The 12,762-nt window shown below is 49.1% G+C and carries 11 protein-coding genes; 4 read left to right on the forward strand and 7 right to left on the reverse strand.

The genetic code is table 11. From position 1 onward, the window contains the following. Nucleotides 1-384 precede the first annotated feature (384 nt). The 3 genes from rpoD to rpsU form a co-directional block, all read right to left on the reverse strand. Nucleotides 385-2,226: an RNA polymerase sigma factor RpoD gene (rpoD, locus tag LU633_RS04250; protein ID WP_016190475.1), complete on the reverse strand. Its 1,842-nt coding sequence runs from the start codon at nucleotides 2,224-2,226 to the stop codon at nucleotides 385-387. Between the two features lie 310 nt (nucleotides 2,227-2,536). Further along, nucleotides 2,537-4,294, reverse strand: a complete 1,758-nt coding sequence (gene dnaG, locus LU633_RS04255; RefSeq protein ID WP_016190474.1) for a DNA primase — start codon at nucleotides 4,292-4,294, stop codon at nucleotides 2,537-2,539. Nucleotides 4,295-4,393: 99 nt separating this feature from the next. Further along, a complete protein-coding gene (gene rpsU, locus LU633_RS04260) occupies nucleotides 4,394-4,609 on the reverse strand; it encodes a 30S ribosomal protein S21 (protein WP_001144069.1) in 216 nt (71 codons plus the stop codon). A gap of 304 nt (nucleotides 4,610-4,913) precedes the next feature. Here rpsU and tsaD point away from each other — a divergent pair, with 304 nt between their 5' ends. Further along, nucleotides 4,914-5,936: a tRNA (adenosine(37)-N6)-threonylcarbamoyltransferase complex transferase subunit TsaD gene (tsaD, locus tag LU633_RS04265; protein WP_016190473.1), complete on the forward strand. Its 1,023-nt coding sequence runs from the start codon at nucleotides 4,914-4,916 to the stop codon at nucleotides 5,934-5,936. 374 nt (nucleotides 5,937-6,310) lie between these two features. On the opposite strand, the gene LU633_RS04270 is transcribed toward tsaD, so the two are convergent. Next, a protein-coding gene (locus LU633_RS04270) for an IS1 family transposase (RefSeq protein ID WP_233481915.1) occupies nucleotides 6,311-7,008 on the reverse strand; the annotation gives its coding sequence in 2 pieces (ribosomal slippage) (nucleotides 6,311-6,759 and nucleotides 6,759-7,008; 699 coding nt in all). 183 nt (nucleotides 7,009-7,191) lie between these two features. Beyond that, nucleotides 7,192-7,788: a glycerol-3-phosphate 1-O-acyltransferase PlsY gene (plsY, locus tag LU633_RS04275; protein WP_016190472.1), complete on the reverse strand. Its 597-nt coding sequence runs from the start codon at nucleotides 7,786-7,788 to the stop codon at nucleotides 7,192-7,194. A 108-nt stretch (nucleotides 7,789-7,896) separates the two neighbouring features. Here plsY and folB point away from each other — a divergent pair, with 108 nt between their 5' ends. Next, nucleotides 7,897-8,256 carry a bifunctional dihydroneopterin aldolase/7,8-dihydroneopterin epimerase gene (gene folB, locus LU633_RS04280; RefSeq protein ID WP_016190471.1) on the forward strand — a complete coding sequence of 120 codons (360 nt, stop codon included), beginning with the start codon at nucleotides 7,897-7,899 and terminating at the stop codon, nucleotides 8,254-8,256. Between the two features lie 142 nt (nucleotides 8,257-8,398). Next, nucleotides 8,399-9,223, forward strand: coding sequence for an undecaprenyl-diphosphate phosphatase (gene bacA / locus LU633_RS04285; RefSeq protein ID WP_016190470.1), 825 nt, complete (start codon nucleotides 8,399-8,401; stop codon nucleotides 9,221-9,223). A gap of 17 nt (nucleotides 9,224-9,240) precedes the next feature. On the opposite strand, the gene LU633_RS04290 is transcribed toward bacA, so the two are convergent. Together LU633_RS04290 and LU633_RS04295 are read right to left on the reverse strand one after the other, a co-directional pair. Beyond that, nucleotides 9,241-10,485, reverse strand: coding sequence for a multifunctional CCA addition/repair protein (locus LU633_RS04290; RefSeq protein WP_016190469.1), 1,245 nt, complete (start codon nucleotides 10,483-10,485; stop codon nucleotides 9,241-9,243). Nucleotides 10,486-10,611: 126 nt separating this feature from the next. Next, nucleotides 10,612-11,232, reverse strand: coding sequence for a TIGR04211 family SH3 domain-containing protein (locus LU633_RS04295; protein ID WP_016190468.1), 621 nt, complete (start codon nucleotides 11,230-11,232; stop codon nucleotides 10,612-10,614). 207 nt (nucleotides 11,233-11,439) lie between these two features. Between LU633_RS04295 and LU633_RS04300 the strand changes: the two genes are divergently transcribed. After that, nucleotides 11,440-12,744: a CYTH domain-containing protein gene (locus tag LU633_RS04300; RefSeq protein ID WP_016190467.1), complete on the forward strand. Its 1,305-nt coding sequence runs from the start codon at nucleotides 11,440-11,442 to the stop codon at nucleotides 12,742-12,744. Nucleotides 12,745-12,762 lie beyond the last annotated feature (18 nt).

Genomic DNA, 12,762 nt, shown 5'->3' on the forward strand with positions numbered 1-12,762 from the left:
CATGCAGAGGATGTCAGAGACGTGCCACATTCACGATATGTCAGGTCCTCAACGTGCAAAAACGCCGGGCGGTTCAATTCACCCTCGGGCTTAAACCCCCACAGGCCGATCGTGCTGCCAGTTTAATTATGCGATATAAACAGACAGGCAGGGTTGAGTGGGGAAACGTCCGCAGACGCCAGGGGAGACGTGGCACAATCAAGGCGGTTCGAATCGCGTTTCTCAGGAAAAATTAACAGCATCCTGTCCTGAACCGGGTAGGTGCGGATGATGCGAAAACGGTGACAACACGCGGCTCGTGGGACGTGCAAAAATTCAGGGGGCCTGGAATAAAAAAGCCCCTGCATGCAGGGGCGTTAAGTCAGTTTCTGATAGTGATGTGGATTAATCGTCGAGGAAACTACGCAGCACTTCAGAACGGCTTGGATGACGTAGTTTACGCAGCGCTTTTGCCTCAATCTGGCGAATACGCTCACGGGTTACATCAAACTGCTTACCAACCTCTTCCAGCGTGTGGTCAGTATTCATATCAATACCGAAGCGCATGCGCAGCACTTTGGCTTCACGCGCGGTCAGGCCCGCCAATACATCGTGGGTGGCTGAACGCAGGCTCTCAGAAGTAGCGGAGTCCAGCGGCAGCTCCAGCGTGGTATCCTCAATAAAATCTCCCAGATGCGAATCTTCGTCATCACCAATTGGCGTCTCCATAGAGATAGGCTCTTTGGCAATTTTCAGCACTTTACGGATTTTATCTTCCGGCATTAACATCCGTTCTGCCAGCTCTTCTGGTGTTGGTTCGCGGCCCATTTCCTGCAGCATCTGGCGGGAAATACGATTGAGTTTATTGATTGTCTCAATCATATGTACCGGAATACGGATGGTACGTGCCTGGTCTGCGATAGAGCGGGTAATCGCCTGACGAATCCACCAGGTGGCGTAAGTAGAAAACTTGTAACCACGACGATATTCAAATTTATCAACGGCTTTCATCAGACCGATATTGCCTTCCTGAATTAAATCGAGGAACTGCAAACCACGGTTGGTGTACTTTTTGGCGATAGAAATAACCAGACGCAGGTTTGCTTCAACCATTTCTTTTTTCGCCCGGCGCGCTTTCGCTTCACCAATGGACATACGGCGGTTGATATCTTTGACTTGCTCAATGGTCAGACCCGTTTCTTCCTCGATTTGTAACAGTTTCATCAGGCTGCGCTGAACGTCTTCTGTCACATCCTTGAGTTTTTCAGACCAGGGTTTGTTCATTGCCAGCGCCGCTTTAAACCATGTTTCACTGGTCTCGTTGCCGGTAAATAAGGTGATGAAGTTTTTCTTGGGCATCTTACAAACTTCAACACAAAGCTTCATGATGATGCGTTCCTGAATACGAACGCGATCCATCATGGTACGCATATTGTTTACCAGGTAATCAAACTGTTTGGGTACCAGGCGGAACTGTTTAAAGACATCGGAAAGATTCTGGATTTCATTGACGGCGTCAGCATGGCTGCGGCCTTTGACTTTGATTACCGCGCGGGTTTTTTCATACTGCACGCGCAAGTCGCCAAATTTCTCACGGGCCAGTTCTGGATCGATGCTGTTATCATCATCGGAACTTTCATCGTCAGAATCTTCGTCTTCATCGTCATCGTCGCGTTCTTCTTCTGACAGCTCAGAGCCAACGTGTGTGGCGGTCGGAGCCATCTCTTCTTCGGCATTCGGATCGACAAAGCCGGTGATCATATCCGACAGGCGAGCTTCCCCTGCTTCAACACGATCGTACTGCTCAAGAAGATAGGTAATGGCTTCAGGATATTCAGCAACGGAACACTGTACCTGATTAATCCCGTCTTCGATGCGTTTAGCGATGTCGATTTCGCCTTCTCGCGTCAACAGCTCAACGGTACCCATTTCACGCATATACATGCGCACCGGGTCAGTGGTACGTCCAATTTCCGACTCAACGCTGGATAATACTTGAGCAGCCGCTTCGGCAGCATCTTCATCCGTATCACTGGTGTTTTCGTTTAGCATCAGATCATCGGCATCAGGTGCGTCTTCCACAACCTGTATGCCCATGTCGTTGATCATCTGGATGATGTCTTCGATCTGATCGGAGTCGACGATATCTTCCGGCAGATGGTCATTGACCTCAGCATAGGTCAGATAGCCTTGCTCCTTACCACGGGTGACGAGCAGCTTCAGCTGTGACTGCGGGTTTTGCTCCATAAGACGGTATCCACACTTCTGTTAAATTAGATTGGTGTCGGTCGGCTAAACAGCCAACAATAACAGTAAGGGCATTTGATTATTGCCGCTGCCCATCATGGCGGCTGCCAGGCTCTATCTGGCGGATAATCGGCACTCAAGCCGCTGGATGTTCTGACCGGGACTAATCTTGCCTGCCATTTTTTTTATTTGCATTACTTTCTGAAATGTTGTCTGTCCAGATAAGCAGTGGCTGATTGACGCCGTTTGCATAAAAATGAGTGGTACGGATAAAGCCCCGGGTTTCTGTATACTGTTCTGCAAAACTAACTCATCTTGCATTTCTGTTTTTTTCTAACACTTGATTGAGTGAGCTGACTTCTCTGCGCTCTTCTGACGTGAGTCCATGTGTTCGGGCACGTGCAATCAGCTCCTCAAGACGCCGTTCCAACGCTGCATCATACATGCTGGCCAGAGAATCCTGGAACATGGTCTCAACTTCTTCATCTACGATCATGTGGTTCCACGTAGCCAGTGTTTCAATACTTCGACTGGATTTTGTTTCGCGATATAACTCTAGTAGTTGTCCTGTCGTGAGGCCAGGGTGTGCATTACACGTATTAACCAGTTCTACAAACAGAGGAAAGCCAGCCAGATCCGAATTTTCCAGTCCCCGCATTGAAGGCACCATCGGAGCCAGCCTCGGGTTTTGTATCAGCAACCCGATTAAGATTCGCATAGTTGTACGCTTTAACGGCTGAGGCTGCCAGGACTTTGCACTCTCAGCTTGCCTTGGTAACAGCTTTTCTAACTGGACGTAGTCCGGGATACCCAGCTTGTCGCCCAACACCTGACGTAAATAAATGCGTAATGTTTCTCCTGGCACCTTACTAATTAATGGTAATGCCAGAGTGGTCAATTGTGCTCGTCCGTCTGGGGTGCTGAGATCGACCTGTGGCAGAAGTGTATCGTAAAGAAAAGAAGAGAGCGGCATCGCCTGCTCCATTCTGGCTTCAAACGCCACTTTCCCTTCTTTGCGCACCAGCGTATCCGGGTCTTCGCCGTCTGGCAGAAACATAAAGCGTAGCTGACGACCATCATTCATGTAAGGTAATGCGGTTTCCAGCGCACGCCACGCGGCTTCACGACCTGCACGATCTCCGTCATAGCAGCAAATGACGTTGTTCGTTGAACGAAAAAGAAGTTGAATATGCTCGGGTGTCGTTGAGGTTCCAAGCGACGCAACGGCATAATCAATGCCAAATTGTGCCAGAGCCACAACGTCCATGTAGCCTTCGACCACTAACAGCTTTGCCAGCTCAGGGTTTTTCTTTTGAGCTTCATACAGACCGTAGAGCTGACGACCTTTATGAAAAATCTCGGTTTCTGGTGAGTTAAGATATTTAGGAAGAGCATCGCCCAGTACGCGTCCGCCAAAACCTATCACCCGCCCACGCTTGTCGTTTATCGGAAACATTATCCGCTCACGGAAGCGATCATAACTTCGTCCCTGATCGTTGGTTACCAGCATGCCCGCTTCAATTAACGACTGACGATCATCCTTATTATTGCCAAATCGTTTCAGAACGTTATCCCATCCCGCTGGCGCAAAGCCAATGGAAAAATGTTCTATCACCTCGTCGCTTAACCCACGGCTTAGTAAATAAGCACGTGCAGCAGAACCCTGCTGTTGCGTGAGGGATTGCCGATAGAAATCATTCAGCCCCCCCATTAGCTCATATAAACTCTGGCGCTGATGGCGTTCTAATTGGCTTGGGCTGCTTCCACTTTCATTAGGGACTTCCAACCCGTAAATCGTGGCCAGTTCTTCAATGCTTTCCACGAATTCCAGACGATCAAAGTTCATCAGGAAATCAATTGCATTACCGTGAGCACCACAGCCAAAGCAATGATAAAATTGTTTTTCACCGTTAACGGTGAAAGAGGGGGTTTTTTCGTTATGAAATGGACAACACGCGTGGTAATTCTTTCCCTGCTTTTTCAGCTTTACGCGGGCATCAATGAGATCCACGATGTCCGTGCGAGCCAGCAAGTCATTGATAAATATGCGTGGGATTCGTCCAGCCATAAGCCCCGGTTTATCAGTTCATAAACGAGAACAAGCCGCGCATTCCTTTCGGAAAGCACGGCGTTATTATGCTACTAACCTGTCTGTGAAGCGTGAAAATCAGTACAGACGAGTGCGGCGTGCGTTTTCGCGAGCCAGTTTCTTTGCGTGGCGTTTAACAGCAGACGCTTTAGCACGCTTACGTTCAGTCGTTGGTTTTTCGTAAAATTCACGACGACGAACTTCAGCCAGAACGCCCGCTTTTTCGCAAGAGCGTTTGAAACGACGTAGTGCAACGTCAAATGGCTCGTTTTCACGTACTTTAATTACCGGCATGTAACTCTCACCTCGATAAATTCGGTTTTGCTGCTGACGTCAGTGTCAGCTTGTTTCAAAATGGTGCGGAATTTTACTCCAACACAGGCCGCGTTGTAAAGCACCATAGCGTAATGTCACCAACAGATGCGCCTGTGCCGCTGCCGGTTTTTTCAGGCGGAAGAGTATACATTAATCAATCGTCCTCTGTGAGAAAAGTTTCTGCTGACCTTAGGGTACGGCATGCTTAACAAGGCTGAAAATTACCGCCGCCAGGCGTCCCTTCATGATAGACTGCGCACTGCAAGAAAAGAGGTGAACAGATATGCGCGTGCTCGGAATAGAAACGTCCTGCGATGAAACTGGTATCGCGATTTACGATGATGCATCCGGATTAGTAGCCAACCAGTTATATAGCCAGGTCAAGCTTCATGCCGATTATGGCGGTGTGGTACCCGAGCTTGCTTCGCGCGATCACGTACGCAAAACCATACCGCTCATTCAGGCTGCGCTGCAAGAAGCCGGATTAGCGGCGCAGGATATTGATGCGGTAGCTTTTACTGTGGGGCCGGGTTTAGTGGGGGCTCTGCTGGTCGGGGCAACGATTGGTCGGGCGCTGGCGTTTGCCTGGAATGTCCCTGCGATCCCTGTTCATCATATGGAAGGGCATCTGCTGGCACCGATGCTGGAAGATAATCCGCCAGAATTTCCTTTTATCGCGTTGCTGGTCTCAGGAGGACATACTCAACTGATTGGTGTGACCGGAATAGGAAAGTATACCCTGCTGGGGGAATCCGTTGATGATGCTGCCGGTGAGGCATTCGATAAAACCGCAAAATTACTCGGACTGGATTATCCCGGCGGTCCGATGCTGTCGAAACTGGCGCAGCGAGGTGTCAAAAAACGTTTTATTTTCCCGCGCCCTATGACTGACCGTTCGGGACTTGATTTCAGTTTTTCAGGATTAAAAACCTATGCGGCAAATACCATCCGCGAAAATGATGGTAATGATCAAACTCGCGCGGATATTGCCAGAGCATTTGAAGACGCGGTGGTGGATACGCTGGTAATAAAGTGTAAGCGCGCGTTAGAACAAACTGGATTCAAACGATTAGTCATTGCTGGGGGAGTCAGTGCAAACCGTTCACTGCGATCTGAAATGGCTGGCGTAATGAAAGCACGAGGTGGTGAGGTTTTTTATGCCCGTCCTGAGCTGTGTACTGATAATGGCGCAATGATAGCTTATGCCGGAATCATTCGGCTGCAAGAAGGTCTGCGGGATGAGCTGGGCGTCACGGTGCGACCAAGGTGGCCGCTGTCGGAGCTTTTACCTCTGAAGAACGACTAATACAATCGCGCCATCGCTTATAAAGATGGCGCAGGACCCTTGTGTCACTCAGTTACCCAGCAGGCCGTTCAGCCAGTTACCAATAACAGGAATGTTGGTCAGTCGTTCCCAATGGAACTGCCAATCTGGCTACCCAGGCTGGAGCCTAAATTTTTACCCATATCGGGCAGCACTGAACCCAAAGAAACATTTCCGAGTACTGGAACGTTAATGCCTGAATGTGAAAAAAGTCCATACACACTGTTGATGATCTGGCCACCGATGTCGCTTAGTTTGTACTGAATGATGCCGCACCGCTAACCAGTGACACTTCCGGTTGTGATAATTCTCTCATTTACAATTCCTTGTAATTAATTTTCGGTCGTGACGCAGATTTATTGATAGTGATGAAGAGTAAGATACCAACCGATGATCTTATCATGCATTTCCTCTGACTTCGAAAAGCAAATTGTTCTGCGGGTCAGTCGTTTGATATGTGTGCGAAGATTAAGATTATGTCGTTCTGTCCGTTGGGTGTATTTCTTGCTCACCACGTGGCCTGTTGCACTTAACAGAACTTTATAAACTGGCCAGGCATCTGTCATATAAAAGGCAATGTTAAATTTGCTTAACAGGGCCAGCAATCGTCGCAGGGTCGGGGCATTTCTCGGGCCGAAGACATGGGCCAGAGCACGTTTGCGGATACGGTCATAAGCATAGAACAACCACCGGGGATTGCTTTTACACCGCACGTAAGACCATTGTTCACCGGCTTCACAGCAGATAACAACCTCCGTTTCGGGGTCGATATTCTCAGCTACCTGCTTTGGCGAAATTTTTTTACGTGCCGCAGAACCGTATTGAGGCTGATACCGAGAACCCGTGCGGTATCGCGACATCCGGAATCATTCATGGCCATATTAACAATGGTCTGGTGTGTGTCTGGTTTGGCACCGGAGTAGCTAAAATTGAGCAGAAAGGTCTTTGAACAATGCTTGCAGATGTAACGTTGGGCACCGGATGCTGAATGTCCGTTACATCGTACAGCATGAGTTTCATTGCACTGAGGGCAGACGACATCAACTTTAGCCATATGTTACATCCAAAGCGCAAAGCATACGTGTTCAGCAAGTCTGCGTCACGACCTACAATTCCTTGTAATTAATTTTCGTTGAATTTTAATTCATACCATTCCATTTAATAGGCAATTATTTTAATGATTCAGGCAATGTGCTGTAATATTGAATTATTAGCACTAATTACATGATTAGAAATATTATTTGCTTCTTTTTTTCCATATTTTAGATTCCTGCCTGCGCCACAGTCGCTGGATATTGTCGTGATGACGCAGTAATACCAGGCAAGAGAGCATGGCAACGGGAAAGGTGAATTGGGGTTTAAACCACCAGACATAAAAGGGGGCAATCAGCGCACTTATAATCGCGCCGAGTGAAGAGTAGCCGCTCAATAACACGGTCAGCAGCCAGGTTCCGGTCATTAAGCCGGTCAAATCCCAGCCTATTGGTGCGATTGCACCAAATGCGGTAGCCACACCTTTACCGCCTTTGAAACGAAAAAATACCGGGTAAATATGGCCCAGACAAGCCGCAATTGCAGCCAGACCAAGATAAAAGGGGCTGAGGCCATAGTGATAAGCCAGCCAGACGGGAACCATACCTTTGAGAATATCAAAAACCAGCACCATCAGCGCTGGCAGTTTACCACCGATGCGTAACACGTTTGTTGCACCAGGATTGCCAGAACCTTGCTGGCGAGGATCTGGTAATCTGAATAGTCTGCACACCAGAATAGCGCTCGAAACAGAGCCACAAAGATAGGCGAAAACAATCATACCAGGCGCGAATACACTCATAGCATCGTTCCGTCTTGCTGGGGTCGTGTTGAACTGATCATCTGTGGATGATACGCATAAACGACTGGAAGTGGTATCCGGCAACCGACAAAAACAGAGAGAGACATCATGGATATCGTATTTATTGAGCAACTTTCCGTCATCACCACGATTGGCGTCTATGACTGGGAACAAACTATTCAGCAGAGGCTGGTGTTCGATGTCGAAATGGCCTGGGACAACCGAGAGGCTGCTGCCAGTGATAATGTTAAAGATTGCCTCAGCTATGCTGACGTGTCAGAAACTATAGTTAACCACGTAGCGAGTGGGCGTTTTGCTCTGGTGGAAAGGGTTGCAGAAGAAGTTGCCAGTCTTTTAATTGCTCGATTCAACACACCCTGGGTGCGCATTAAACTCAGTAAACCCGGTGCTATCGCGCAGGCAGTTCAGGTTGGTGTTGTGATTGAGCGCGGGACTAATCCGAAATAAACTCAGAATGATTGCCATCACACTGAAAGCGAACGACATTATGAACTGTTTTAAGGTTGGCCTAACCTAGGGCTGACACCATTTCGGCGGTGGCGGACAGCGACCGCCTTTTTACTGTCTTTTGAGCGGATAGGGGTATTAGATGGCAGATCTACATCAGCTGTGGGTGGCAGCGATACTGGGCATTGTTGAAGGATTAACAGAGTTTCTGCCTGTCTCTTCCACCGGGCATATGATTCTCGTTGGTCATTTGCTGGGATTTGAAGGAGACAAGGCAGACACCTTTGAGGTCGTTATTCAGCTGGGCTCCATACTGGCCGTAGTGGTGATGTTCTGGCGTCGCCTTTTTGGACTGATTGGTATTCACTTTGGCAAGGTGCCGCATGAGGGAACGGGGAAAGGGTACCTGACCTTAATCCATCTCCTTTTGGGAATGGTGCCGGCGGTGGTTCTTGGATTAGTTTTGCACGATAAAATCAAATCATTATTCAATCCGGTCAACGTGATGTATGCGTTGGTAGTGGGGGGGATCTTGCTGCTGGTAGCAGAGTTTCTCAAGCCGAAGAAACCCAAAGCTGTCGGTATTGATGATATCAGCTATCGCCAGGCATTTGTGATCGGCTGTTTCCAGTGTCTGGCCTTATGGCCGGGTTTCTCGCGCTCCGGGGCTACCATCTCCGGCGGGATGCTGATAGGCGTCAGTCGCTATGCCGCGTCAGAGTTCTCTTTTATTCTGGCGGTGCCGATGATGCTGGGCGCGACCATTCTCGATCTGTACAAGAGCAGGGACTTTCTGAGACTGGCGGATTTCCCAATGTTTGCCGTGGGCTTTATCACCGCTTTTATCGTTGCGTTAATAGCCATTAAAGTTTTCCTGAAACTAATCCAGAACATCTCGTTTGTGCCATTCGCCATCTATCGCTTTATCGTGGCAATTGCGGTCTGGTTCCTCTTCGTTCAGGTGTGACAAACTGTGCCGGACGTTCAGTCCGGCTTTATCAATAAAGGATGACTGTTTTGCCACTGCCCCAGCGCCACAATGCGCCTTCGGGTTAATTCTTTGCGCACATCCACGCCTTTAAACCCTTCGGCAACGACATCTTTCGTGGGAATAGCCTGAACCAGCGCAAAAGCTTCGCGCAGGTAGTTCCCCTGTGGATACGCATTATGCTCGAATCCGCTACGTCCACGGGCATCAGCCTCGCTGGTCAGGGCCATTTGTTCAACCCGGTGCGGCTTTCGCCAGGCATCAATACGGTCAAACAGCCTGATAAGCGTCTCAGGACTTTGCCGCTCAATAACATGAATGACATCATGAAACTCAGTAACAAGCAGCGCTAAATCCCGCAACGCGTTAGGAACACGCAGCCGTTGACACACTTTTTCCACCAGCGGGACGCCTGCCAGCCCATGACCATGATGACTGGGCCATTTTTCCTGAGGTGTAAGTGCTTTGCCGACATCATGGAAAAGGGTGGCGAAGCGGATGGCGACGTCATCACTTAGCCGTGCAGCTATCACCAGGGTCATCAGCGTATGCACACCAGTATCAATTTCAGGATGCCATTTTGCGGGGGCCGGGACACCATAAAGATTATCCAGCTCCGGGAAAAGTACCGCTAACGCACCACAATCGCGCAGTACCTGAAAATAAACGTCAGGATGTTGGCTTTCCAGTGCCTTTTCTGTCTCCTTCCACACCCGTTCAGGCGCTAACGCATTTAGTTCTCCCCCTTTCGTCATAGCACGCATTAATGCCAGCGTTTCATCCGCAATGGTAAAGCCAAGGTGAGCGAAGCGCGCTGCAAAACGGGCTACGCGTAGTACGCGAAGGGGATCTTCGTCAAAGGCTGGTGAGACATGCCTTAACTGACGCCGTGTTAAATCATGACGCCCACCATAAGGATCGTAATATTGGCCTTGCTGATCCTGAGCAATAGCATTAATAGTCAGGTCACGGCGTTGTAAATCCTGCTCAAGAGTCACATCGGGAGCGGAATAGCAGACAAAGCCGGTGTAGCCAATACCATTCTTGCGTTCAGTACGGGCCAGTGCATATTCTTGCTGTGTCCGGGGGTGTAAGAACACCGGGAAATCCCGCCCCACTTGTTGATACCCCAAGTCAAGCATTTCCTGCGGTGATGAGCCAACTACCATCCAGTCTTTATCTTTAACTGGCAAATTCAACAGGGCATCGCGTACAGCGCCTCCAACAAGATAAATCTTCACTACTGTACTCCTGGCTGGTTAGTGAAGACATCATACGCGAAGTGTTAAGGCAGTTACATTGTTGCCAGAGCGGTAAGAGGTCGGACGCAGCGCGAGAAATGTCTGTTCGGGATAAAAACGCAGAACTCAATTCATCCAGCGGTCTTTCTTTTTACGACTTGGAATCATATGAGGTAAAAACAGACCTAATAACAGACCGACTCCAGCCACACCGCCTCCGTACATAAACCACTGCATAATAATGGTGCGTTGTTTGTCATCCAGCTGAACATTGGCCGCGCTGACTTTTTTCTGCGCCACAATCAGCTCATTTTTCAGCTTCTGATTCTCGTTTTTGAGGCTGTTAATGGCGCTGTCACTGCCCGCCACTTTTTTTTGCATTTCAGCGGTACGCTGGTTCCATCTGGTGTCGATGTTGGCCATCTTATCGGTGAGATCTTTAACCTGCTGCTCCAGCTGAGGTACGCGGGTGCGAATACTCGGCTGCTGGCTTAACTGCGTCTGGGGGATCCAGGTGGTTCGGCCATTTGCATCACGGATTTGTGCATAGTGGCTGCTGTCGTCAGTTTGCAATAACGTTACCTCTTCACCTGCATTAAGAGTGCCAACCAGACGATAAGTGTCGCCAGGGCCGCTGCGCACCCAGGTTGAAAGTTCGTCAGAAATATAGCGTTTTTCTTCGGCATGGACAGATGCGGCAACGCTGAAAGTCAGAAAAGTGAGGCCAAGAAGATGCGTTTTTTTCATTCGATGTCTTTTACGTGAGTTCTGAAGAAAAGTTAATGGTACAGTCTGGAGTTGGTACGCACAAACCTGAATGAGAACAGTCCTGGTCTCCGTTTGCGGCAAAACACCACGCAAAGTGCTGTGAAAGTCAGGACAGCCAGAGCATTTCTGCATTACTCTTCACGTGATAACGTAATTACTGTGCCGGTAACCAATTGATAGAAAAATATGACCATCGAAATTGAATTAAAGTTCATTGTGACACCTGAGGGCGCTCAAAAACTCCCTGAACTGCTGCTTAAATGGCCGCATCAGCACAGTGAGGGACAAAAGCTAACCAATATCTATTACGAAACGGCTGATGGTCAGCTGCGTAAAGGGGATATGGGATTGCGTATCCGCGGTTTTGGCGACAGGTATGAAATGACGTTGAAAACAGCGGGGCAAGCAGTCGGTGGCCTGCATCAGCGGCCTGAATATAACGTAATGCTAAATAAACACGAGCTGGATATCACCCAATTTCCCCCGGAAATCTGGCCGAAAGGCTGCGATTTAGTTGCGCTTCAGCAGAAGCTAAAGCCCTTGTTCAGCACCCACTTTGTTCGTGAAAAGTGGGTGGTTACTTACCTGAGTAGCGAGATCGAAGTTGCTTTTGACAGGGGGGATGTCAAGGCGGGAGAGCTGAGTGAAACGATTAATGAGATCGAACTTGAGCTTAAAAATGGCCAACGAGATGAATTGCTTGCTTTTGCAAGTGAGTTGACCGCGATGGGCGGGTTGAGGCTGGGGAGCCTGAGTAAGGCGGCAAGAGGCTATGCACTGGCAAAAGGTAACCCTCCGCGTGAGCTGCGGCCCGTCCCGATAATGAAAACAGAGCTAAAAACCACGGTTGAGCAAGGTATGTGTGCTGCTTTTATACTGGGCCTCAACCAGTGGCAGTACCATGAGGAACTTTGGCTCCGCGGTAATCCGGCTGCGCGGGTTGAAATTCAACGGGCACTTGAAACGATACGTCAGGCTTTTTCACTGTTTGGCTCACTGGTGCCACGCAAGGCCAGTGGTGAGCTTCGTCAGCTATTATCAACGTTAGAACAGCAGTTTCAGGAGAAAAACTTATCAGCGGAGGCGCTGTGTTACAGCTCGCTTAGTCTGAAAGCTCAGTTAGCGCTTACTTACTGGCTGGTCTCCGAACGCTGGCGTAGTTTTATTGATGCTAAAGCAGATGCCCGCTTACAGGGGTCGTTCAAGCGCTTCAGCGACATTATGCTGGGCCGCGTCTCTGCCGATCTAAAGGAAACCTTTGCACAGGTTCAGCAGCTCAATGAATATCAGGACAAGCTAACCCGTTTGCACCGTCAGCTGCTGGCCGCACATTTACTGGCAGGTGCATATGACAGTGATGCCGTCGCTATCTGGATTGATAACTGGCAGCAGTTGGCTCAGGCCATTGAATCTGGTCAGCACAACTTGCTGGAAAGTCAATGCCGTCAGGTTATCAGACAATCCGTCTTCTGGAGGAACGGAAATATTTGAACCTGTCTTTAACAAGCT

This window comes from Erwinia tracheiphila, from assembly GCF_021365465.1.
Taxonomy (GTDB): domain Bacteria; phylum Pseudomonadota; class Gammaproteobacteria; order Enterobacterales; family Enterobacteriaceae; genus Erwinia; species Erwinia tracheiphila.